This window comes from Halomonas sp. TG39a, assembly GCF_000744395.1.
In the GTDB taxonomy this organism is placed as follows: domain Bacteria; phylum Pseudomonadota; class Gammaproteobacteria; order Pseudomonadales; family Halomonadaceae; genus Vreelandella; species Vreelandella ventosae_B.
Window position 1 is genome coordinate 3,093,906 of record NZ_JQLV01000001.1, and the last position, 22,624, is coordinate 3,116,529.

At 54.7% G+C, this 22,624-nt stretch carries 20 protein-coding genes and 1 pseudogene; 12 read left to right on the forward strand and 9 right to left on the reverse strand.

Annotated elements, in window-relative coordinates; genetic code table 11:
* Positions 1–12: 12 nt before the first annotated feature.
* Positions 13–189: a hypothetical protein gene (locus U738_RS23485; RefSeq protein ID WP_172821649.1), complete on the reverse strand. Its 177-nt coding sequence runs from the start codon at positions 187–189 to the stop codon at positions 13–15.
* A gap of 37 nt (positions 190–226) precedes the next feature.
* Positions 227–520: pseudogene (locus tag U738_RS23220) on the reverse strand (IS30 family transposase); the annotation flags it as partial.
* A gap of 260 nt (positions 521–780) precedes the next feature.
* Between U738_RS23220 and U738_RS13815 the strand changes: the two are divergent.
* The 6 genes from U738_RS13815 (at position 781) to U738_RS13840 (ending at position 6,724) form a co-directional block, all read left to right on the forward strand.
* Positions 781–1,473 (forward strand): GntR family transcriptional regulator, encoded by a 693-nt coding sequence (locus U738_RS13815; protein ID WP_050712959.1) that lies wholly within the window; start codon positions 781–783, stop codon positions 1,471–1,473.
* Positions 1,474–1,512: 39 nt separating this feature from the next.
* Entirely contained in the window at positions 1,513–2,730 is a 1,218-nt protein-coding gene (locus U738_RS13820; protein ID WP_035581506.1) for a CaiB/BaiF CoA transferase family protein, read from the forward strand.
* A 13-nt stretch (positions 2,731–2,743) separates the two neighbouring features.
* Positions 2,744–4,033 carry a TRAP transporter large permease gene (locus U738_RS13825; protein WP_186436870.1) on the forward strand — a complete coding sequence of 430 codons (1,290 nt, stop codon included), beginning with the start codon at positions 2,744–2,746 and terminating at the stop codon, positions 4,031–4,033.
* A gap of 110 nt (positions 4,034–4,143) precedes the next feature.
* Positions 4,144–5,190, forward strand: a complete 1,047-nt coding sequence (locus U738_RS13830) for a TRAP transporter substrate-binding protein (protein ID WP_035581509.1) — start codon at positions 4,144–4,146, stop codon at positions 5,188–5,190.
* 11 nt (positions 5,191–5,201) lie between these two features.
* A complete protein-coding gene (locus U738_RS13835; protein ID WP_035581511.1) occupies positions 5,202–5,714 on the forward strand; it encodes a TRAP transporter small permease in 513 nt (170 codons plus the stop codon).
* Between the two features lie 77 nt (positions 5,715–5,791).
* Positions 5,792–6,724 carry a hydroxymethylglutaryl-CoA lyase gene (locus U738_RS13840; protein WP_035581512.1) on the forward strand — a complete coding sequence of 311 codons (933 nt, stop codon included), beginning with the start codon at positions 5,792–5,794 and terminating at the stop codon, positions 6,722–6,724.
* Between the two features lie 42 nt (positions 6,725–6,766).
* On the opposite strand, the gene U738_RS13845 is transcribed toward U738_RS13840, so the two are convergent.
* The 6 genes from U738_RS13845 to U738_RS13870 form a co-directional block, all read right to left on the reverse strand.
* Entirely contained in the window at positions 6,767–7,564 is a 798-nt protein-coding gene (locus tag U738_RS13845; protein WP_035581514.1) for a hypothetical protein, read from the reverse strand.
* Between the two features lie 18 nt (positions 7,565–7,582).
* Positions 7,583–8,323, reverse strand: coding sequence for an SDR family NAD(P)-dependent oxidoreductase (locus U738_RS13850; protein WP_035581516.1), 741 nt, complete (start codon positions 8,321–8,323; stop codon positions 7,583–7,585).
* Positions 8,324–8,386: 63 nt separating this feature from the next.
* The gene (locus U738_RS13855; RefSeq protein ID WP_050712955.1) at positions 8,387–9,175 is read right to left on the reverse strand and encodes an SDR family NAD(P)-dependent oxidoreductase; all 789 of its coding nucleotides are present in this window, start codon (positions 9,173–9,175) and stop codon (positions 8,387–8,389) included.
* Positions 9,172–10,530: an MFS transporter gene (locus U738_RS13860; RefSeq protein ID WP_035581518.1), complete on the reverse strand. Its 1,359-nt coding sequence runs from the start codon at positions 10,528–10,530 to the stop codon at positions 9,172–9,174. Before U738_RS13860 ends, U738_RS13855 begins: the two co-directional genes overlap by 4 nt.
* Before the next feature lie 55 nt (positions 10,531–10,585).
* On the reverse strand, positions 10,586–11,467 hold the full coding sequence (locus U738_RS13865; RefSeq protein ID WP_027957865.1) for a polysaccharide deacetylase family protein: 882 nt from the start codon (positions 11,465–11,467) through the stop codon (positions 10,586–10,588).
* Positions 11,468–11,896: 429 nt separating this feature from the next.
* Entirely contained in the window at positions 11,897–12,928 is a 1,032-nt protein-coding gene (locus U738_RS13870; protein ID WP_200882489.1) for a GntR family transcriptional regulator, read from the reverse strand.
* Between the two features lie 346 nt (positions 12,929–13,274).
* On the opposite strand from U738_RS13870, the gene U738_RS13875 reads away from it, so the two are divergent.
* From U738_RS13875 to U738_RS13895, 5 genes are read left to right on the forward strand one after another with little or no spacing between them, the layout of a single operon-like run.
* On the forward strand, positions 13,275–14,795 hold the full coding sequence (locus tag U738_RS13875) for an NCS1 family transporter (RefSeq protein ID WP_035581520.1): 1,521 nt from the start codon (positions 13,275–13,277) through the stop codon (positions 14,793–14,795).
* A gap of 53 nt (positions 14,796–14,848) precedes the next feature.
* Positions 14,849–16,213: an amidase family protein gene (locus tag U738_RS13880; RefSeq protein ID WP_050712952.1), complete on the forward strand. Its 1,365-nt coding sequence runs from the start codon at positions 14,849–14,851 to the stop codon at positions 16,211–16,213.
* Between the two features lie 39 nt (positions 16,214–16,252).
* On the forward strand, positions 16,253–16,555 hold the full coding sequence (locus tag U738_RS13885) for a hypothetical protein (protein ID WP_035581522.1): 303 nt from the start codon (positions 16,253–16,255) through the stop codon (positions 16,553–16,555).
* A gap of 41 nt (positions 16,556–16,596) precedes the next feature.
* Positions 16,597–17,640, forward strand: coding sequence for a CobW family GTP-binding protein (locus U738_RS13890; protein WP_035581524.1), 1,044 nt, complete (start codon positions 16,597–16,599; stop codon positions 17,638–17,640).
* The gene (locus U738_RS13895) at positions 17,633–18,856 is read left to right on the forward strand and encodes an ABC transporter substrate-binding protein (protein WP_081899107.1); all 1,224 of its coding nucleotides are present in this window, start codon (positions 17,633–17,635) and stop codon (positions 18,854–18,856) included. Before U738_RS13890 ends, U738_RS13895 begins: the two co-directional genes overlap by 8 nt.
* A gap of 59 nt (positions 18,857–18,915) precedes the next feature.
* On the opposite strand, the gene U738_RS13900 is transcribed toward U738_RS13895, so the two are convergent.
* Complete coding sequence (locus U738_RS13900) at positions 18,916–19,773, reverse strand: ABC transporter substrate-binding protein (RefSeq protein ID WP_051912777.1); 858 nt, start codon at positions 19,771–19,773, stop codon at positions 18,916–18,918.
* Between the two features lie 247 nt (positions 19,774–20,020).
* On the opposite strand from U738_RS13900, the gene U738_RS13905 reads away from it, so the two are divergent.
* Positions 20,021–22,195: a TonB-dependent receptor gene (locus U738_RS13905; RefSeq protein ID WP_035581528.1), complete on the forward strand. Its 2,175-nt coding sequence runs from the start codon at positions 20,021–20,023 to the stop codon at positions 22,193–22,195.
* The last annotated feature ends 429 nt before the right edge of the window (positions 22,196–22,624 follow it).

The following is a 22,624-nucleotide window of genomic DNA, read 5'->3' on the forward strand; positions in this document are numbered from 1 at the left end:
CTGCATGCCTTATTACCGATTCAGATCCTGTAGCTCAGATAGCATAAAGTACTCTGCATCACTCACTTGCTGCTGAGACGACGATTCAGGGTAAGAGATTTTATTATCTTGACCAGAACTTCTTTCCACCAGAACTACATTAGAGAAGAGTGCTAAAGCGATAGCGGCTGCGATATTGATAGCTTTCATGATGTGCGGTCTCCAACTCTAAGAGCGCAACACCGGATTAATGAACGCCTGATGGCGCCTCCTGGGTTCGCTTCATCAGATCCATAAAGACCTCCAGCGGTGCCTTGAAGTCCAGTCGCTTTCGAGGTCGGGTATTGAGCTGGAAGGCGATGGCATCCAGTTCATCCTGACTGAACACCGACAGATCCTTCCCCTTAGGCATGTACTGACGTAAGAGGCCGTTGGTGTTCCCGTTGACGGCTCACTGCCAGGGACTATGTGGATCAGCGAAGTAGATCGCCGTCCCTGTTTTCTGGGTAATCTCGGCATGGCGCACCAACTCACGCCCCTGACCTTAGGTGAACGTCTGGCGCATTTCCGAGGGTGTTGCACTTAGTTATTGAGCGCGCGAAGTTTGAAAAATGGGCGTGGGGAGCGCCACTTGATCACAACCAAAAAGGGCCTGCGTCCCTCGCTTCGAAGGCCGGTTTCAACCGCTAGTGACCGAATTGCCCTACGTCGGTTGCATACAAAAAAGACTAAAGTCTAGTTTTTAACTCATAAAATTGTGATCTACCTTATAAATTGTATGCAATCTTGGGCGAACAATCGATGGATGCTATACCCGCAAACTCATCAAGCGTGGTTCAGACCGCCACGGCTAGAGTCCATGAGGTAATTAAGAAGCGGATTCTAAATGGCCATTACCAGGCGAACGAATACCTTCGTGAAACAAGCGTAGCCAGCGAGCTTAACGTCAGTCGCACTCCCGTGCGCGAGGCACTGCGCGAGCTAGTCTCGGAGGGTTGGCTCGAAGCCATTCCCCACCGTGGCGCACGCGTGGTGGCTTGGACGGCAAAAGATGCGCGCGAAGTATTCGAATTACGTTTGGTGCTAGAGCCCTTAGCGGTTCGCTTAGCCTCCACACAGATAAGCAAGTCATGCTTTAAGTCTTTAGAAATACTAGCGACCCAAATGGAATCCCTCACCGAACAGGTCGACACAAACACTGAATCACGCAGCGACATTGCGTCACTTAATCACGAATTTCACCGAACACTGATTCTCGCTAGCAACAACCAACGTTTAGCTAACTTGCTCGAAAATGTCGTTCGCACATCGGTCATTCATCGCAACTTCGGCAACTATGATCTTGCCAACCTTCGCCGAAGCATGCGTCACCATCGCGAGATTCTGGAGGCCATTGCTGCTGGCAGTCCCGAATGGGCTGAGAATGTAATGCGCGCCCACTTGCTGGCTGCACAGGCATTGCACGTCCCGCACACCAATACCCCCTCCGGTTAAAGAGACATTGATTGATTATAAAGAGGCCTAAGAACAACAATGAGACAACAACACACGCCCTCCCCGCTTCCCCTTGAGAACATTAAAGTTCTTGAGCTAGGACAACTCATCGCAGGGCCCTATTGCGGCCAGGTGCTTGCAGATTTTGGTGCTGAGGTAGTGAAAGTCGAGCCTCCCGGTAAGGGGGATGCTATGCGGCAGTGGGGAGAAGCCGACCAGGAGAGTGGCGATCCATTGTGGTGGAACATTATTGGCCGCAACAAACAATCGCTGACCCTCGACCTTCGTCAGCAACGCGGGCAAGACGTGCTGCGTCAATTAGCGGCGCATGCTGATGTCATCATCGAAAACTTTCGCCCCGGCACCATGGAGCGCTGGGGATTAAGCTACGACGAACTCTCCCGCCACAACCCAAAGCTGGTCATGGTGCGGGTCACTGGCTTTGGCCAAGATGGCCCTTATGCAACCAGGGCTGGGTTTGCTTCCGTATGCGAAGCCATGGGTGGGCTACGCTATTTAAGCGGCTATCCTGATCGCCCCCCGGTGCGGGTCGGCATCTCAATCGGCGACACACTGGCTGGCTTGCACGCAGCGCTAGGCACCATGATGGCCCTTCATCAGCGCGAGCGAAGCGGACAAGGGCAAGTGGTCGATAGCTCGATATTTGAGTCTGTACTGGCCATGATGGAGAACTTAATTCCCGAGTATGCCCGGGCGGGAAAAGTCCGCGAGCGCAGCGGCAGCTTCTTGCCCAAAATTGCTCCTTCAAATGCGTACCCAGCCCGTGACGGACGCGACGTTATTATTGGAGCCAATCAGGACACCGTCTTCCGCCGCCTCTGTGAGGCCATGGGGCAACCTCGACTAGCCGACCACCCTGACTACGCGACCCATCGCGCACGCGGGGAGAACCAGCAGGCTATCGACGACCTTGTTGCGGCCTGGACCCAGCAGCACGACGCTTCTCACATCGTGGATATCCTCGCCGAGGCGGGAGTGCCAGCAGGGTTAGTCTACCGAGCTCCCGATATGCTGGACGATCCACACTTCCAGGCGCGTGAATCGATTGTAGAGGTGCCTGATCGCCATGGCCGCCCATTGCCGATGCAAAATGTTTTCCCACGGCTCTCCAGCACCCCAGGCAGTGTACGTAGCGTCGGCCCTGCCCTGGGCGAACACACCCATACAGTACTCGCCGACTGGCTGGCGCTCTCAGCCGATACTCTCGACGCTCTTCGCGCCGACAACGTGATCTGAGGGGGAGAGCATCATGGATCCCATTATCGTTCTTGCCATTTTAGTCGGGCTGATTGTCATCGGCTTCCCTATTTTTCTAGCTCTGGGCTTATCCGGGTTAGTCGGCCTCTATATGGCGCGCGGCTCACTGGCTTTCTTTTTCGCCCCCACATCACTGTTTGGTCAGCTGAATGCCTTCGAGCTAATTGCCCTGCCACTGTTTATTCTGATGGGTAACTTCCTGGGAGCTACACCGGTGGGGTCGAGTCTTTTCACTGCCGCCGTACGCTGGCTCAACTGGCTGCGGGGCAGTCTGGCAATCTCTTCGGTGGGGGCTTCGGCCATGTTCGGCGCCGTATCAGGGGTAAGCCTAGCGGGTGTGGCGGCAGTGGGATCCATTGCCGTACCGCAGATGCTCCAGCGCGGTTATAGCCGATCATTAGCCGCGGGTGCCGTTGTTAGTGCTGGGGCCCTGGCCATGCTGATCCCACCTAGCGTGCCCTTTATTATCTATGGTGCCGTCTCTAGCGTCTCTGTGGCGGATCTATTTATCGGCGGCATCGTTCCCGGCATTGTGCTCGCGTTAGCATTATCACTGTTCATCTACATTCGAGTGTGGCTGAACCCTGAGGAGGCGCCAGCCAGTAAGGAGCGCTTTACCTGGAAAGAGCGCTGGGCGAGCCTGGCTAACATTTGGCACGCCGCGCTGTTGGTAGTGGTTGTGCTGGGCTCGATCTACTCGGGCCTCGCCACGCCCAGCGAAGCCGCGGGCATTGGCGCGGCTGGCGCCTTTTTGATCGCCACCCTGATATTTCGCAGTCTCAGCTGGCGCAAGTTCCTGGAGATACTGGCGACGACTGCGCGCGTCAGCGGTGCCATCCTACTCATTATCGGCTGTGCCAAGATCTTCGGCGACTATCTCAACATGGTGCGAGTACCGCAACTCCTCACCGAAGCACTCACCGCCACCGGCCTGCCCGCCTGGGCGATCTTGGTGGCGGTAATGCTACTGCTGATCCTACTGGGCATGATTGTCGATGCCGTGTCGCTGATCGTGGTGACCACCCCGGTACTGCTGCCACTGGTCACCGCCCTAGGCTACGACCCACTGTGGTTCGGTATTGTGATGGTGCTCAACCTTGAGATTGCCGTGGTCACTCCCCCGGTGGGGCTTAACCTCTACGCGCTGCGTGGGGTCTGCCCCGAGCTCTCAGTGGAAGAAATCATCAAAAGCGCACTGCCATTTGTCGCCGTTCAGTTCCTCGTGCTGATGCTGTTTGTGTTCTTCCCTGGCCTCAGCCTGTGGTTGCCGGGGCTGATGTAGCCCCGGTGTTTCAACGTCAGTGAAGTGCAACGTTACAAAGGTGCATCACAACAAACCTTTACAACAGACTCTTACTGCAGATTCTTACAACAACAATCAGGAGATTCACCATGACACTGTCTCGCCGCCAAGTTCTAAAGTACGGCACCTTCGCCACCGCCGGTGCCACGCTGTTTGGCACCCATAGCCTGCTGGCCCCCCGCAGCTACGCCGCCACCACGCTGACGGGCGTCACCTACCTGCCCGACTCCTACAAAGCATTGACCTATGGCTCCAATCGCTTCGTGGAGATGCTCAAAGAGCAGGGAGGCGATACCCTCTCGGTGGAGTTTTACGACTCCGGTCAACTGCTCAAGGTAGACGAACAGTTACCAGCGCTGCGAGCGCGCAGCATCGACTTCATGTTCCATACCTTCTCCTACGTCACCCGCTCTATCCCGATACTGGGCGTCACCGGTTTGCCTGGGGTAGTGGGCGAGCTCTATCGCCATCCGGAGCGCCTGCGCCAGGGAAGCCCGCTGATGGAGCTGATCAACGAGGTATTGGCAGAGGACAACCTCTACATGCTCACCTCCGGTGGCGGCATCCTTGAACCGGAGTATCTATGGAGCACCGAGGCTAGCCCCATCCGCCGCCTTGAGGATGTACGCGGGAAGAAGATTCGCATCGTCGGTTTTGAGGCCACCAAGGCCTTTGAGCCTTACAGCGTGGGGGCGACCCGTATTCCTTCTTCCGAGACCTACATGGCACTGCAACGGGGAACCGTAGACGCAGGGGTATTCAATATCTCAACGGTGATCGGCCGCAGCCTCCAGGAGCAGTTGCAGGTCTGTTACAAGCTGCCGATCACCGGTTTCTCGGTTGCTCCCTTCATGCTGCGGGACACCTGGGACAACCTTGACGACGAGGCGCGCGCCGTACTACAGCAGGCAGCTGACTGGTACGACGAGAACTTCATTGAGCACTGCAACAACGACATTTATCCCAACGAGTACTGGCCCCAGATTGAGGAGGCCGGGGTGGAGATTATCGAGCCTTCCGATGAAGACCTTGAAGCCTTCAATGCCGGCGTCCAGGACGTCTGGGATCACTGGAAGGAAGAAGTCGGTGAGGAGGTCGGCGATCGCGCCATCGCGCTGGCCCTTGGCAACGCTTAAGGGAGAGTGAAATGACAACAATGGCAATGCGTAGCTGGGACGGCCTATTGGCCGTTCTACGCTGGACATCCATGGCAGTGTTGGTCTTCATGATGGTGTCTATCTGCTATGACGCCACCATGCGATATGTCTTCGCGGCCCCCACTAGCTGGAGCCTGGAGATCAACTCCTTTCTCCTGGTTTACCTAGCGGTGATTGGCGCCGCCGAAGCACAGCGTCACGACGCCCATATCCGTATTACCTTCTTTAAAGATAAGCTGCCAACGCGTATCCGCGCCTTCATCGACCTGACGACGGGCCTGTTGGGCATGCTGTTTTGCATAATTCTCGTATGGCGTGGCGGCATCATGACGATGCAGGCGTTTGAGTACAGCGAACGTGTTTCAAGCTCGCTAGGAACGCCAATGGTTTACCCCTATGCACTGCTACCCATCGGCTTCGCCGCCCTGGGGGTACAATTCCTCATTGACGCTGCCCGTGCCGCTAAGCGCTTTCGTCCTAATCATCATAAAGAGCCATCATAAAGAGCCATCATGAAGAGGTAACCTCGCATGGCTAATCGCCTTCGTCACTCTTTGGAGCAACCAGCGGAGAACAGATAATGACGCCCCTATCGCCGCCATCCAGTATTGAACTTGTCGAGGTTGCACCACGAGACGGTTTTCAATCGATACGCAACATACTGCCCACTGTCGATAAACAGCGCTGTATACAGGCGCTACTCGATGCAGGCGTCACTCGCTTGGAGATTGGCTCTTTCGTAAGCCCCAAGGCCATTCCCCAAATGGCCGATACCGGCAAGTTAGTAAAGGCGTTTGCTGACCGGCAAGATGTGCGCTTCTCTGCCCTGGTGCCCAACCTCAAGGGTGCAGAACTAGCGTTGGAGCACGGCATTCGCGAGGTTGTTTATGTCGTATCGGTGTCGGAATCCCATAACAAAAGCAATGTACGAAGCAGTCCTGATGAATCGATACAAGAACTGAACAGGGTGATTGAGCGTATGCGCCGCACCGAAGGCAGCCGACTGCGCCTTGACCTTGGCACCAGCTTCGACTGCCCCTTCGAAGGCACCATTAGCTGGCAACAGGTTGATCGTATTCTCAGCGCCGCACTTGAGCTTATTGGGGACTTGCCCCTAGAGGTAGCGCTTTGTGACACGACCGGACGAGCCACACCCTACCAAGTAGCCGACTATTTCACGCAATTGCGCGAACGACATGCCAGGGCAGGAGTGAACTGGGCCTTCCACGGCCATAATACGTTTGGCATGGGGGTAGCGAATGCCCTTTTCGCCATAAGCCATGGCGCCACAGCAGTCGACACCGCTTGCGCAGGACTTGGTGGCTGCCCATTCGCGCCGGGCGCCACGGGCAACACCGCCACAGAGGATTTGTTATATGCCCTACATGGCGGCGGAGTAGCCACCGGTATTGACCTACCGAAACTGCTAGAAGCGGCTGATATGATTGCCGCCCTGCCTGGCGGACAAACGGCTAGCCATCTGCGTCAGGTTCCTAGGGAACGAGTGAGCTGAGGGGTTCCCAGGATTGCCTTGCTCACCACGTTGGGCTTCTCCTCAGGACTTACAAACAACTTTGCCACTATCCCCCCATCTACTAAAAAGCCATAGAAAAGTGCTAACGAAAAGAGATAAAAACAATGAAAGCCAAAATGCAAAACTGGAAGGAAACAATTCTACACTTGCACTCAACACAGCACTAAACGCTACTAAGCTGAGCATTCCAAGCTGCGTATTGGCTAACGTAACACGCGCTACTTCAACCCCATATCGCTGATGAAGAGTCAGAGCAATGGTTAACATGCCGATGGGGAAACTCAGCACAATACCCGAGACAGCAGGGTCGACATTAACCAACAGAATTGTCGCCAAGCAGACAACACCTCCCGCTAATACCCCGCGAATGAGTAAGTCTACCCAGCGTACGGGTGCCGAAACGGTTTTGGAAGAAAGCCCAATTGAATTAATGTAAACCCGCGAAAAAAGTAACGTTGCACCAAAAAGCGCCAACGCGAAGAAAACGCCTCCTGGTAGCTGATCCGCTATTGCTGCAGCCAGTAACCAAATAAGTGCAGAGCAAGCAACACTCGCAAAAGCCCCCAATCTCTTAGCCAGCAGCACATAGCTAAGACAGAACATCAACGTCGCCAACATAGCATGCAAAGAGCCCAGTGCTGCATCAGCGACGAAGGGGTCAGATTGCTCACGAATCATAAAAAAGAAGCCAGGGCCCAGCACTATTGGCGTACCTGCCAAAACACCTCCGATCTTGGGGCCCAGGCGAACGGCTGCAAGCGATACGCAGACCACCACCAACGTGGTGGAAAACCACTTTACAAGAATAAGGCTTAGCATAAGTCTATTTTCAGCCCGCTACATGACGTCGCCACTGTTAGGCCCGAGCGTTTGCCCAAGGTAAAGATCGCCATCGGGAGAGGCAGCGAGCATAAGCGCCGTGGGCGCCACTTCTTCTGCTGTTCCAAACCGACCGAGAGGAAGTTCGGCTTCTTTATTGGCCACCCACTCTTTACTAAGCCCTTCTAACATCGGGGTTAAAATAGGGCCTGGTGCGATGGCATTGGTAAGAATCCCATAAGGTGCTAACTCTCTAGCCATCGATTTAGTAAGCCCCAATAGCCCAGCCTTCGCTGAGCAATAGTGAGATAAACCCACTCCCCCTTTGAGCGCTAGCTGGGAGGAAATATTGATGATCCGGCCGCTTTTTCGCTTCACCATCTGCTCGGCAACATAGCGTCCCACCAAGAAAGCACCGCGCAGATTAATACTGATCATTCGATCGAACGTCTCAGCAGACATGTCTAAGAAAGGCGTTTCATCCAAAATGCCCGCACAGTTGACCAGCACATCGATAACTTGGTGATGATTTATCACCTCATCAACCATCGACTTTACAGAAGCTTCATCAGCGACATCGACACCATGATGCGTTGCACTTTCCCCGAGTAATAATGCTATTTCTTCACATGCCTCAAGATTGCGATCAGCCAAAGCAACGGTGGCGCCTTCCGCATGAAAACACTCCGCAATAGCCCGGCCGATACCGCTAGCACCACCCACGACAAGAGCAACTTGTCTCTGAAGTTTTTTAGACATAAGGATCACCCAGCTTATTAAATAAAAGAAGCGAGGATGTCTCCTCGCTTCATAGGCAAACGATTAGCTCGGCCAACGCACGGTCAAGCCACCATCGACCACCAGTTGCTGGCCTGTTACGTAGGCTGCATCGTCACTGCTCAGAAAACGCGCAGTACGGGCTGCTTCATCGGCATACCCCACACGCCCTAAAGGAATTGATTTACCGGCTGCCGCTAAGCCGTCAGGCCCCAGCGAATTAACGGGATCCAAAGACTGAGGCGTCTCGATCAGTCCTGGAATCAGGGTATTAACACGAATACCTCGGGGGGCTAGCTCAACTGCCAGAGACTTTACTAAGCCCACTAAGCCACTTTTGGCTGCCGCATAATGGGCGTGGTTATCCCACCCATACACGCCCCCTGCGATAGAGGAAATAGCCACCATAGCGCCGCCTTCCTGCATTAACTTGGAAGCGCTACGGAAGACTCTCATTACCCCCGTCAAGTCGACTGATAGCATGTCGTCCCATGCTTGATCGGTAAGCTCACCTAAGGGTGCCTGGCGTAGAATGCCAGCACCGGCAACAACGATGTGTAGGGCACCAAAGGTGTCGATAGCCTGCTGCGCAAAGTGATCACATTGATTGGCATCTCTCACATCTAAGGCAACCGCCACACACTCTCCGCCAATGGCTTTTACCGCGGAAACCGTTTCCTCTACATCATGGGGGTCGTTCGGGTAGTAGCCTGCCACTACCTTAACGCCAGCCTTGGCATAGCTGACGGCAAGGGCTTGCCCAATGCCGCTAGCGGCACCTGAGATGATAGCCACCTTGCCTGCCAAACCATCGTCGCGCGCTAATACGCTCATGCCACAGCCTCCTCTATTGGGTCATTTTCGAGGTGATCCACATGGCGCGTACCGAACATCAACAAGCCACTGAGAACTAATGGCAAAGAGCCCGCCAAAATCGCTGCCCAAATCATACTGACGCCAATCGTCAGCAGTATGGAAACCAAGCCGGAACCAATAATCGCGCCTACCGGGGCCATTACGTGAGCCACGTTAGTCCCCGTACCACGAACGTGCGCAGGGAAAGATTCGCCCATATAGAACAGAATTGCCGCAAAAGGGCCAAGCAGGAAAAACAGTGTGATGGCGTACATCATGTAGATAAAGCTGTCATCCGCTGGGCCAAGCAACATAACGATGCTGGCTAAACCGCCCAGCAGGAACCCCATCAGCACGGTGTTACGGCGGCCGATACGATCTCCCATCCAGCCATGGCTCAGATAGCCGACAAAGCCAACGGCGTTAGCCAGAATCAACACGTAAAGAGAGTTTTCAAAACTAACCCCCTTCGCTTCAACTAGTACGGTGGTACCCAGCACAGCGAAGACTTGAATTGCCATCCAACTGAATAGCCAAACCAACGATAGCGAGATGGTATGACGGCGCAATTCTGGTGAAAAAACCCCTTTTAGACCCAGATTGTTTCCAGTGTCGACCTCAATATCTTGCTCAGCAGCCAACTTTGCTGCGCCTTCTGCGTCTCCAGCCTTACGACGACGCTCTACTTCTTTAATAGCCGCAAACACGGGCGATTCAGGCAACTTGACTGCCATCACGATCACGATAATCGAGGCACAAGCGGCAACAAAGAAGCTGCCGCGCCAGCCCACGATGGGCAATAACAATGAGGTCATACCTGCAGCTAGTAGAGCACCCACAGGCCAGCCACTCTGTACAAGGCTGTACATGAAGCCCCGACCCTTGGCCTTCTTATAGATCTCATTGAGATAAACGGCGTTGACTACCTCTTCTGAAACCGCAAAGCCAGAGAAGGCGCGAATAATAACCATCGAAGCCGCTCCTATGGCGACACCCGATAGCCCAGAACTCACTGCTCCACCAATCACCAGTAAAATCAGCGTTTTCTTGCGCCCATAACGGTCAAGCATGAAGCCGACTACCAGCGAAACCAAAAATACGCCTATCGTTGCAAAGGTGTTAATGGCAGTGGCTTTAGCCGCACTCCAACCAAAATCCTCAGCAATGACAGGAAGCAATGTTCCAAACAGGGTGTAGTCGTAGACCGACGCCACCCAGGCAATGAAACAAACCAGCGAGGCATAGCCGATCTGTTTTTTAGTGATGACAGCATTCCAGGGCTCATCAGCGTGCTGACTTGCCTCGGAAGTCGTATTTGAATTTGGCTCGGCCATCGACTTCACCCTCTTTTCAATTATCGTTTTGTATTATTAATAATGCTTATCGACTTCAACTACGCGGGCTGCGCTTAGCGAAGTCATCAGCGATCTCATCGAAGGTACAGAAGCGCACACCCTCATGGCTCTGCATATGCTCAATCAGACGCTCAAGCATCATCAGCACTTGAGGGCGGCCCGAAACATCAGGGTGAATGGTCATGGTAAACACCGCGTAGTCGTTCTCGCGGTAGACCCAATCAAACTGGTCTTGCCACATTTCACCCAAGTGGCGTGGGCTAACAAAACCATGACTGTTAGGCGACTTTTTGATGAACATCATCGGTGGGAGGTCATCGAGATACCAGTTGGCAGGAATCTCGATCAAATCGGTTTCCTCGCCGCGAACCAGCGGCTTCATCCATTCCTTTGCAGGCTTGGAGTAATCAATCTTTGTCCAGGAGTCGCCGACGCGAACGTAATAGGGGTGGAAATCATTGTGCATTAAGCTGTGGTCATACTTAATGCCACGCTCAAGTAAAAGCTCATTGGTGACCGGACTAAACTCCCACCACGGGGCCACATAGCCTGTCGGTCGCTTACCGGATAGCTTGGTGACCAGCTCAATGTTGTAGTCCAGCACGTCCCGCTCTTGCTCTCGCGTCATGGCGATCGGGTTTTCGTGACTATAGCCATGAACGCCAACCTCGTGACCAGCATCAACGACCGCTTTCATCTGCTCTGGAAAGGTCTCAATGCTGTGGCCGGGAATGAACCAGGTCGTCTTCAGGTTGTATCGCTCAAACAGTTTAAGCAGACGCGGCGCCCCCACTTCACCAGCAAACAAACCGCGGGAAATATCGTCGGGCGAATCCTCACCACCGTACGACCCCAGCCAGCCAGCGACGGCATCAACGTCAACACCAAATGCGCAGAGAATCTCTTTTTTAGCCATTTTGAACACCTCGTTATTAATACTTGGTCATGGTGTGCTTGCAGCAGGCGAATGATCACTGTCACCAAACGCCATAAATTGAAGATTGGACACAACAGTCATTTTTGTCAATGAAGTATTATCGACACCCAAAAATGCTCAATGCATCGTTTCAAACCGCACCAAAAAGGCAAAAAATCGCTAAAAAACCCGAAAATAAGGCTATAAGCTCGATAAATTCATGAACTTTGACAGCAAAAACCTAGACTGCATGGTGCAGCAAATTTTTGAAGGAGAGCTGAAAACTATGGAAACGCCCCAAAATTGGGCATTTTTTTGACTTTTAAATCCAGGTTACGTTTCAGAAGAGAGCCCAAAGCGCTAGAAACTGCCCTTATCGCAAGTAGCTAGCGCTTTAACAGGACAACAGGGGCGTTCAAAGAGAGCGGCTCAAGAAATTTTGAGCAGGTAAGGCGGGAGGTCTGGCTCTGGAAAAACTGACAATACCTTTAGCCGGCGCCGGGTACGCTCGGCAGCCGCCTGGAGATGGGCTTGTAAACTTGAAGCGGCAGCATCGAAAGCACCAAACAATAGATGATCAAGCACCAACTGATGCTCCCTCAAAAGGGGCTCGTTCGGGGGCACACCGACCGTTTGAAAAAACATACGGTTTACGATGACCGGCAGTTGGCTCTGAGCAATCATCTCGCAAGCCTTGCGGTTTCGGTAATGACGCAGGCATCGCTGATGCAAATCTTGCTCAAGGTGTGTGATCGATTCCGCACTCTGTAGTTCAGGATGGTCAATCAAGCGCTGAGTGTTTGCTTTCATGGCCTCTAGTTCAGCTTTATCCAGCAGAGGGCCTGAAGCCCTAAGAGCCGCCGGCTCAAGCAGAGCACGAATTTCGAAATCTTCAGCCACTGCCTGGGCAGTAAGGGGCCCCGCCAACCAGTGCGAGTAATTATCTTTTTCTACCAACCTTTGGTTACGAAGGCGTCCCAACACTTGCCTGGCGACGGTACGACTGACGCCATAATATTCACTCAGCGTCGTCTCAACGATGCGAAAGTGACCAAAGGCTAAGCAAGTAGCAACAGCCTCCTCCACCTCGGCATATATACGATCAGATATCGGACGGGCATCGATCTGGGACTTATAGTCAGGGGCTAGCCCCAACATCTCCGGTGTCAGCGTCTGACGCTCCGGCGTTACCGTTTCAGGCTCCGGCGTCGCCAAAAAGCCACGCCCCTCAAAGCGACTTATCACCCCCTCTTGATGCAATAGCTCAAGCGCCTTGCGTACTGGCCCACGACTGGTTCCATACATCCTCGCAAGCGGCCCCTCAAGCAGCACCAAGCTGGGCGGCAAACGCTGAGACAGAATGGCATCGCGTAACGATTCTTGAATCTTGGCATAGCGTGGAGCTTGCCCTTCTTGAACGCTGTTAGAACTATCGTCAATGGTCAGAACCACATCCTCCACAAACTTATCCTTCCCTAGTTATTACCAAGTCCTACTTAGCTACCACCATCAAGGCAAAGATACACGTAAATTGTTATATCTTAACACTTCCCACCCCGCCTTTTGAGCCGAGCAAAACCGGCAACAGCCTGCCAAACACCCTCAAACTGATACTCACCAAGATTTCGTGTAATTTTTTCCATGCAAAACAAAATATTAGATTATTTAACGCCAGTCTGCGCCGTAGAATTACAGCACGCCACTTGCCAGATAATGTTTTTTGTATCCATACTACATTTTATAACTTTAAAAATGAGCACGCCATTGTCACCAAAACTGACTACCAACAATTCAGGGGAACAATGCAATGGGACATACAAAACATATCAACGAATCAGCAACGTCGGCTGGATCAGACAATAGCCACAAGAACTTGCTGGAAGCCTCCATTTTGCCGGTCTGGCTGAACCAGCGAACGATTGGATTCTTTGGTTTTATATGGTTGTGGATTGGGATGGCCGTCATCATTGCCACCTTCCAACTCGGCGCGGGGGGTGTTGCTGGCCTACCACTGATTCAGGTCGTGGCTATCATCTTTTTTGCCAACCTTGTGCTTGGCATCGTCATGAGTCTTACCGCTGATATTGGTACAGAACACGGTCTCTCTTTTGCCGTCTACTTACGCGCCCCCTTTGGGCTCAAGGGCACGCATCTTCCTGCGGTCTCCAGGGGCGTGGTCGCTGCCATTTGGTTCGGTGTACAAACTTACCTCGGCGCCCTGGCCCTTAACGGCATTGTGGAGTACCTGTGGGGGTTTGATAATTGGGTATTGTGGTATGTGCTTTTCGCGGTAGTGCAGATCGTCAACACCGCTCTCGGCATTCGCGCAGTAGAATTACTGGCCTCTATCGCCGCCCCCTGCATCGTCGCCATCTCAGTCTGGATGTACTTCACGCTCAACGTGTTAGCTGAGACCAACGGCATCAATATCTGGACGTTTGTTGGCGATCAACAAGTAGTGCCTTTGGCGCTGTTCTTCGCCAACATGGCTTTTTGGTCAGCACTAGCGGTGGATATTCCCAACTTGACCCGCTTCCTACGCACGCCAGGAGGACAACGCAGCTTCTTCGCCCGCAATCGCAACGTCTTCGTCGCACAGTTTCTGGCCTTACCTGCGACCCAGGCCTGGGTTGCGTTGATTGGTGGCGTGTCCTTTATCGCGGCAGGTGACTGGAACCCCGTCACCGTCATTCAAGGCCAGGGCGGGGGCTTCACCATGGTGGCACTATTAGCCATGGTGATATTGGCTCAGTGGTCTACCAATAATGCCGCCAACCTGATTCCGGCCGCCCTTACCTTCGTCAATGCCGGTGCACCTCGTATTAGCTATCCTGTCGCCTTGGTCATCGCCGGTATCATCGGCACCGCTTCCATGCCTTGGCTGATTCTGAACAATTTGTTTACCTTCCTTAGCTACTATGGCGCGGTACTCTCCGCTGTCGGCGGCATCATGGTCGCGGATTACTATATTTTGCGGCACCGTCGCCTTAATGTGCCCGCCTTGTACGATCCCGCAGGCCAGTTCCGCTTTTTCAACGGCTTCAATCCAGCTGGCATTATCGCCTGGCTGGCTGGCGGGGCCATGGCACTCATATTCCTAGAGTACGCCTATGCCGTTGGTTTTATCACCGCGTTGGTGGTGTACGTGATACTGATGAAAACCTGGATCCTGCGTCGCTATCCTCAAGAAGAGCTAGAGAGCAATTTTGATGATCGTTTTCTGGCGACATCAGTAGGTCTTAATTGGGTCTACACCGAGCAGAAACGCTTCGAGCGCCTGACGACCGACGACATCCCGACCTCTGCGCTTAAGCGTGAAGATCGCTAAGTTGGCCTTCATCGTCGCTACAGCGCCAATCGACTAACTCGGGGGACTTTTTTATGGCCCATTATCCAAGTACTGCCCTTGCCATCGGCGAAGCCATCAAACATGGCAAGCTCGACCCGGTCATGCTGACGCGGCAATGCCTGGTGGCGGCTAAAGACAGTGACTCAGTTTTTATATCGCTCACTGCGGAGCGCGCCATGTTCGAGGCCGAAGCCGCTGCTCGGCGCCAAGCGCACGGCGCTTCGCTAGGGCCGCTCGATGGTGTCCCGATCGCCTGGAAGGATCTGTTCGATATAGCTGGGACAGTGACGACTGCTGGCAGCCGAGTGCTCGCCGAAAAGCCCTCTACGTACGATGCCACGGCGGTTCGCCATGCGACAGCGGCTGGCATGGTATGCCTGGGCAAGACCAATTTAACTGAACTGGCCTACTCAGGCCTGGGGCTGAACCCGAACTATGGCACGCCTCACCATACGCCGGGTACCGGAGAACCCAGGGTGCCCGGCGGCTCCAGCTCCGGCTCAGCAGTGGCCGTTGCCAAGGGTATCGTCCCTGCAGCAATCGGAACCGATACGGCAGGCTCGCTTCGTGTACCTGCCGCCTTTAATGGTCTGGCATCCTATCGCCCATCCCAGGCTCGCCATAGTCGGCAAGGCGTCACTCCCCTAGCCCATAGTCTGGACACCATTGGTGTCATCGCTAATTCCTTGGAAGACTGCCTGGCCATCGACGATGTCATGCGAGGAGAAGAGGTCACAGCGCGGGAGGGTGCTGACCCCGAGCGCACGGTCATCGTGCTGGATACCGCCTACCTGGACGATGAGCGTATCGAAGAAGCCGTGCGGCAAAACCTGGAACGCAGCGCCAAGCAGCTTATTAATGCTGGCTTTCACCTGGTCAGACGAAAGCTTGCCAGCGTGAGCGACACCCTGCACCTCATTCAACATCACGGCTGGCTGGGCGCAGCAGAAGCTTACACCGAGTACCGTGAGCTGTTGGAAAGTGACGCTGCAGAGGCTATGGATCCAAGGGTTCGGCAGCGATTATTGAGTGCGCAGAAGATGGCACCGGACAGCATAGTGACGCTTTATCGCCAGCGCAGGTCACTGCAAGCGCAGCTTCGCCGTGAACTCGCCGGGGCGACGCTACTCTCACCCACGGTTGCTCACACGGCACCCCTCCTTGCCCCTTTGGAAGATAACCCAGAGCGTTTCGCTGAAGTGAATCTCGCCACGTTGCGGCTAAGCATGGTGGCAAGCCTGCTGGACTCCCCCGCTATCGCACTGCCCAGCGGTGTGGACGAGAACCAGCAGCACACCAGCATCCAGCTAACGGCGCCTTGCGGAGAAGATGAGGCACTCATAAGAGTAGCGCTTGCCGCCAGCGATCACTTGGGCATCCCGGTTGCCACCCAATAGGCCCGTTGCCACTCTGAATCAACTGTTAAAGGAGCTGTTATGTGCGGATTATGCGGCGTATTCGGCGGTGAAAACCACTGGAGCACTCACATTGAAGACCCTGAACAGGCTCATTACGAGCGTCGCCGTGCCAGGGCCTATCGGGCAGAACTAATCAACCGCGTACTCAAGCCACATCGTCTAGTGCTCGAGGATTTTCAGGCGTCCAGCTTTGTGATTGCCAGCGCAACAGGCAAACGCGAGATTGTGCAGGATCTGGGCGGCATCTGGCGCCAAGCCGAGCTGATGACCGGGCGGGATATAGACCCGTTGGATGCAAATTTTCTGGCATCGTTAAGCTAATGCTTAGATGTTTCTAGCCTGCCCCAGAGAGGAGCCGATCAATGAACGACAAGACGCCACTGCTACCGGTTCACGTGATATCGGGCTTTCTGGGCAGTGGCAAAACCACCTTGCTCAAATCGGTACTCGCCAGTGAAGACTTCGGCGACAGCGCCGTGCTGATCAACGAATTTGGCGACGTGGGCCTAGATAACCGCCTGCTGGGTGAAATCGCCGAAGATGCCGTGCTGCTCTCCAGTGGCTGTGTCTGCTGCACCATTCGTGGCGAACTGTCTGATGCGTTAAGGCGCCTGATGTCACAGCGGCAGGACGGCAAAATTCCGCCCTTCAAACGCATCATTCTGGAAACCACTGGCCTGGCCGACCCCGGCCCCATTGCCTCAACGATCACCGCTGATCCTGTACTGCGGCACCATCTGCGCCCAGGCACCAATCTCACTCTGGTCGATGCCCTCAACGCCACTGCCAGCCGCAAGCTCCAGCCGGTGTGGGAATCTCAGATTGCCGTCGCCGACAAACTCGTCATCAGTAAGGTCGACCTGGTCGATCAAACCCAGCTTGATGAGGTTCAAAGCCTGATTGACACCATCAACCCGGCAGCGCAGCAATTGGGGCAGGAAGCCTTAAACCAGGCCAGTGATGAGCTATTCGGCAGTGGGCCGCATATTGACCACTACAGCTACTCAGAGGTAAAAACATGGCTTGGGCCCTGGCGTAAGCCGCCAGCACCTGACGCGGTTTCTCACCTTGGAGATGTTCAGTCATTCCGCCTCTGCTTCGACGGCGAAGTGGACTGGACGTGCTTTGGCCTTTGGCTCTCGATGTTGCTCAACCGCCATGGCAGTCACATCATGCGCGTCAAAGGCGTGCTGCATGTCAAAGGGGATACCCGCCCGGTGATCATACATGGCGTTCAGCACACCATTCACCCGCCAGAGCACATAGACGCCTGGCCTAAAGACGACCGCATCTCGGAGCTGATTTTCATCACTCATGGCATCACCGCCAAGTGCGTGACAGACTCGCTGAATACCTTCATGAATGCCGTTAGCAACCACCCAAGCCCCAGGATATTCCATGCATGAAGCTGCATCCCCCAAACCGCTAGCCATGCCCTATGTGCAGCGAGGCCCCGTTACCCTAAGGGTGCTCGGCACCTCGGTGACGCTGCTTGAAAGCATTCGCAAGCGTGCTCGGGAAGACTTGGGCCTTCGCCTCACCTTTGAGGTGCTCGATGGCGTTGCCGCACAGCAAGCGGGGGTGCTAACTCCTGACAGCTTCGATATCTATGACCAGTGGTTTCACAACGTGGACTTCGTCTGGCCCGCTAATGCGATTCAACCCATTCAGGTGGATCGCATTAAACACTGGGACATGATCAATGACCTCCCCAAGACAGGTAGGCTGACACCCCACGCCCCCCTGGGGGCAGGCAGTAACCCGGTCAACCTCCTCTATGTTCAACCCGATGGCAGTTACGGTTCTCGCCCCAGTGGGCATATCACCATGCTTCCTGTTAGCCACAATGTGGACAGCTTCGGTTATCGCACCGACATGCTCCCCAAAGGGTTGGATATCAACAAAGAGAGCTGGAGCTGGTTGTTGGACAAGCGCTGGAAAGGCATGGTCAGCCTGCAAAATGACAGCGCCATCGGCGCAATAGACGCCGCACTGGCAGCCAAAGCAGCAGGGCTGGTCGAGTTCGAAGACCTGGGCAATCTCAGCGTGGCAGAGATCGACAGCCTTATTGATTGCCTTATCAATCTCAAGCGTCAGCAACACTTTCGCGCCTTCTGGAGCAACCAGGATCAAGCCTCTTCAGATATGGTACGCGGCCGGGTCGGCATCGAAAGCCTATGGTCGCCCGCTATGACGGATCTCAAAAAACGCAACATCCAGGTGCGCATGGCGGCGCCAACAGAGGGCTATCGCGCCTGGTATGGCGGCATGTCAATCTCGCGGCATGTGAAAGGACGCACGCTAGATGCGGCTTATGACTACCTCAACTGGTGGATTTCTGGATGGCCCGGTGCCGTCATGGCCCGCCAAGGCTATTACATTTCCACCCCAGAACTGACCCGCCCTCACCTTTCAGCTGCGGAGTGGGACTTTTGGTATGGCGGCAAACCCGCCGCCAAGAGCCTTCCGGGCCCTGATGGCAGCTCTGACATGATTCATCGAGGCGAAATCCGCGACGGCGGAGACTACCAGACAAGAATGAGCCGCATCGCGGTGTGGAATACCGTCATGGATGAGCATAACTATTTGGTAAGGCGCTGGAATGACTTTATGTCGGCTTAAGCCTTGTGCTTGATCTAGCAATTAGCCTGATCGAAAAATGGGATTAAGCGCGCAATCGCTTACTCAAGGGGGGTGCGCGACGTCAGTGCAGAAACCAGCTCCCGAGCAAAGCGTTGAGCGGAAGGCAGCGCGCCAAAACTCCATACCGGTGGTAAGCGCAATAGAGTGGCGTTTTTAACGCTGGGTAAATGTTGCCATAAACCACTTTTCGCCAGCGTGTCTTCGACCCCAGCGGGCACCGGTTCGACAACGACCAGAGTGGCCTCAGGATAGTCGTAGAGCGCTTCGATACCCACGAGTGAAAATCCCCAGGCGTTGGTGGGCCGATCCCAGGCATTGGTCAAATTGATTCGTTCAAGCACCGCATTATAGAGACTGTTGTCGCCAAAAATCCTGACATGACGGGCATCCATGAATTGCACCATCAGTAGCGGCGGTGCATCGGGGCGCTGTTGGCTAAGCGTGTCCATCAACGCATGCGTTTCGTTGATTAGCTGCGCTGCCTGCAGCCGGTGGCCGGTCAACTCACCTAGCTGCCGGGTGAGTGTTTGTATCTCTTGCCAGGTATGAGTGCCGGGTGAATAGGGGGAGAACGACGTGACGGGGGCAATTCTCTCCAGACGCTCTGTCAAACTGGCGAACATCGGCGAAGTGAACGTTTGCGTCGGTGGCGATTGCGCCATGAGTTCGAGGTTGGGCTGTGATCGCAGGCCAAGATCTGCAACGCCGTCGGGGATCCTTGGCTCCCCTACCCACTCATGGTAGCCATTTTGTTGAGCGGTACCACTCAGCGGCGCGTCAATGGCCAGTAGCGTTTCGGCAATGGTCCAGTTGATAGTGGCCCACTGCGCGTGGGCACTCGACAAGGGCAGCAAGCAAGCGGCCGTTAAACAGCAGCGAGCCAAGAAAGAGAGCATCGACCGGTGGCACATAGCAGCGAGAGCATCAGAAAAAAGGAATCACATTGAGACGTCAATGCGGATTTTTTGCAAGGCAGTACGGAAAAATGTCATCCGCATATGTTAATACATCTCATTTTGTTTATCATATAAAGCCATACCGGAAAGGTGATCATGGCACGACAGCCAAGCCTCCGCTTTCTTACATCGGTTTCATAAAAACGTGGCGGCTGGGCGCTGCTGTAAAAACGATAGGATCGACACTATGTCTCTTGGGAACACCTCCAACACAGCGGCTAAGCGCCGTAAAGCACGGCTTCTGCGCGCGCTGACGCTGATCGCGATGGGTATCACACCCGCGACCGCCTGGGCGCAAACGAGTGCTGACAATCAGTCTCTGGATACCGTCACCGTCACGGGCTCCGTACCGACCTATGGAGATACGCCACCTCCAGCCTTCGCCGGTGGCCAAATCGCGGCGGGTGGCCGAGTGGGCCTGATCGGTGAAAAGGACGCGATGGACGTGCCTTTCAACGTTATCAGTTATACCAGTGAGCTGATGGAGAACCAACAATCCCAGACACTGGGCGATACGCTTCAGAACGATGCCTCAGTATCGGTAGGGCTGGGCTTTGGCATCTATGGCGAAGCGTACAAAGTGCGCGGTTTTGACCTGAACGGTGACGACGTGGCTTATGGCGGCCTCTACGGTGTACTGCCACGACAAATCATCAATAGCGACCTTGCCGAGCGCGTCGAAGTCTTCAAAGGCGCCAGCGCCTTTACGTCGGGCATTCCCATCGGTGGGAGCGGCGGAATTGGTGGCACCATCAACATCGAGCCCAAGCATGCAGGGGATGACCCGATGCTCAATCTATCCAGTGGCTACCGCTCCGATGGCTACGGCGAAGTGGGCGTCGATGCTAGCCAGCGTTATGGTGATCAAAAGCAATGGGGAGCACGGGTAAGTGCCACGCGCGGCCGTGGTGACGCCGCCATTGATGACGAAAACCAGCGCGATACCTCCGTTGTCGTTGGGCTCGACTACCGTGGCGATAAAGGCCGGATATTGTTCGATGTCGGTCATCAAAAGTTCACCCTGGATGGCGGCCGTTCAAGTGTCAGAACCGGCGCGGCCACTCGGGTGCCCACTGCGCCGGACTCCTCTTTGAACTACACCCCCTCTTTCGGTGGAACCGAACTAGAAACCGATTTCGGCATGGTCAGGGGCGAATATGACCTCACCAACACTTGGACCGCTTTCGCAGCCTTTGGGGGTAACCGCACGCAGGAAGGCATCGTGTCGGCGACTCCGAGCCTTACCGATGACGCGGGTAATGCCAGTGTCAACGACTTCGAGACCAACAACCATATCGACAACGTCGCCAGCCAGGCGGGGCTTCGTGGGTATGTGTTAACCGGCCCGGTTAGTCATGACATCACCGTTGGCTACTCTAGCGCCTATCGCAAGTTCGACACGGACTGGAATTTCCTCGCGGCAGGCACGACCAACATCTACGATCCTGTCGATTTATCTCGCCCGGATGGCACGCCTTTCGTGGGGGGCAGCGTGACGCGCACACGCTCCCAAGGGGTCACGCTGAGCGATACGCTTGGATTCATCGATGACCGACTGTTGCTGACGCTGGGCGCACGCTACCAGGAACTCGAGATCGACGAACGTCCTAACGACGGCAGCAGCAATCGCTATGCCGATCGTCGGGTAACCCCCGCCGTCGGCGCAGTGTTCAAGACCACGGATAATATCTCGCTCTACGCCAACTACGTCGAAGCTTTGCGGGATAGCGGCACGGTCACCGATACCACAGCGCTGAACTTTGGGCAGCACTTGGGCATTGCCCATGCCGAGCAGCAAGAGGTGGGCGCTAAGTTCGACTACGGCAACTTAGGCGGTGGCATTAGCCTGTTCCAGATCGAGCTACCCTCTGCAGCGGTCGTCGATGGCGTCGGCAACCTGGATAACGAGCAGCGTAATCGCGGCCTGGAGCTAAGCCTTTACGGTGAGCCGACGACAGGAGTGCGCCTGTTTAGCAGCGCGACCTGGATAGATGCCGAACTCACCAAAGCACAGGATGGCAACGAAGGAAATGACGCCACGGGCGTTCCTGAGTATCGTTTTGTGCTTGGTGGCGAATGGGACACGACCTTCATCGAGCGTCTCACTGCCACTGGTCGCGTCCTGCACACGGGCTCGCAGTACGCCGATGTAGCCAACGACTTGAAGCTGGATTCCTGGACACGCCTCGATCTTGGCCTGCGCTACACCACACCGGTCGGTGGCGCTGATTGGATCTGGCGCGCAGGCATCGACAACGTTACCGACGAAAATTACTGGTCAGGCGCCTCGACGTCCTTTGCGAATTATTTGATTCAAGGCGAACCGCGCACCTTCAAGCTTTCGGCGACCGTCGAGTTTTAAGTAACGCACCCTCTTTACCGTTACCATGAGGGCGCTTCCTATGAAGCGCCCTCACTGTTTGCGGCACGCTTACCTTAGACTTGCTTAATTTGATGTATTACCGATTAGACGCCCGCTAGATGCGGCTTATGACTACATCCACTGGTGGATTTCTGGATGGCCCGGATTCGTCATGGCCCGCCAAGGCTATTACATTTCCACCCCAGAACTGACCCGCCCTCACCTATCCACTGCAGAGTGGGACTTTTGGTATAGCTGAAAACCTGCCGCTAAGAGCCTTCCGGGCCCTGATGGCACCGCTGATATGATTCATCGAGGCGAAATCCGCGACGGCGGAGACTACCAGACAAGAATGAGCCGCATCGCGGTGTGGAATACTGTTATGGATGAGCATAACTATTTGGTAAGGAGCTGGAACGACTTTATGTC

Excerpts from the sequence above, each read along its gene's own strand:
- U738_RS13815 (WP_050712959.1), top strand. The coding sequence starts at position 781 with ATGGATGCTATACCCGCAAACTCATCAAGCGTGGTTCAGACCGCCACG.
- U738_RS13875 (WP_035581520.1), top strand. The coding sequence starts at position 13,275 with ATGGGACATACAAAACATATCAACGAATCAGCAACGTCGGCTGGATCA.
- U738_RS13840 (WP_035581512.1), top strand. The coding sequence starts at position 5,792 with ATGACGCCCCTATCGCCGCCATCCAGTATTGAACTTGTCGAGGTTGCA.
- U738_RS13830 (WP_035581509.1), top strand. The coding sequence starts at position 4,144 with ATGACACTGTCTCGCCGCCAAGTTCTAAAGTACGGCACCTTCGCCACC.
- U738_RS23485 (WP_172821649.1), bottom strand. The coding sequence starts at position 189 with ATGAAAGCTATCAATATCGCAGCCGCTATCGCTTTAGCACTCTTCTCT.
- U738_RS13835 (WP_035581511.1), top strand. The coding sequence starts at position 5,202 with ATGACAACAATGGCAATGCGTAGCTGGGACGGCCTATTGGCCGTTCTA.
- U738_RS13825 (WP_186436870.1), top strand. The coding sequence starts at position 2,744 with ATGGATCCCATTATCGTTCTTGCCATTTTAGTCGGGCTGATTGTCATC.
- U738_RS13845 (WP_035581514.1), bottom strand. The coding sequence starts at position 7,564 with ATGCTAAGCCTTATTCTTGTAAAGTGGTTTTCCACCACGTTGGTGGTG.
- U738_RS13865 (WP_027957865.1), bottom strand. The coding sequence starts at position 11,467 with ATGGCTAAAAAAGAGATTCTCTGCGCATTTGGTGTTGACGTTGATGCC.
- U738_RS13850 (WP_035581516.1), bottom strand. The coding sequence starts at position 8,323 with ATGTCTAAAAAACTTCAGAGACAAGTTGCTCTTGTCGTGGGTGGTGCT.
- U738_RS13885 (WP_035581522.1), top strand. The coding sequence starts at position 16,253 with ATGTGCGGATTATGCGGCGTATTCGGCGGTGAAAACCACTGGAGCACT.
- U738_RS13890 (WP_035581524.1), top strand. The coding sequence starts at position 16,597 with ATGAACGACAAGACGCCACTGCTACCGGTTCACGTGATATCGGGCTTT.
- U738_RS13860 (WP_035581518.1), bottom strand. The coding sequence starts at position 10,530 with ATGGCCGAGCCAAATTCAAATACGACTTCCGAGGCAAGTCAGCACGCT.
- U738_RS13880 (WP_050712952.1), top strand. The coding sequence starts at position 14,849 with ATGGCCCATTATCCAAGTACTGCCCTTGCCATCGGCGAAGCCATCAAA.
- U738_RS13905 (WP_035581528.1), top strand. The coding sequence starts at position 20,021 with ATGTCTCTTGGGAACACCTCCAACACAGCGGCTAAGCGCCGTAAAGCA.
- U738_RS13900 (WP_051912777.1), bottom strand. The coding sequence starts at position 19,773 with ATGCTCTCTTTCTTGGCTCGCTGCTGTTTAACGGCCGCTTGCTTGCTG.
- U738_RS13895 (WP_081899107.1), top strand. The coding sequence starts at position 17,633 with ATGCATGAAGCTGCATCCCCCAAACCGCTAGCCATGCCCTATGTGCAG.
- U738_RS13855 (WP_050712955.1), bottom strand. The coding sequence starts at position 9,175 with ATGAGCGTATTAGCGCGCGACGATGGTTTGGCAGGCAAGGTGGCTATC.
- U738_RS13820 (WP_035581506.1), top strand. The coding sequence starts at position 1,513 with ATGAGACAACAACACACGCCCTCCCCGCTTCCCCTTGAGAACATTAAA.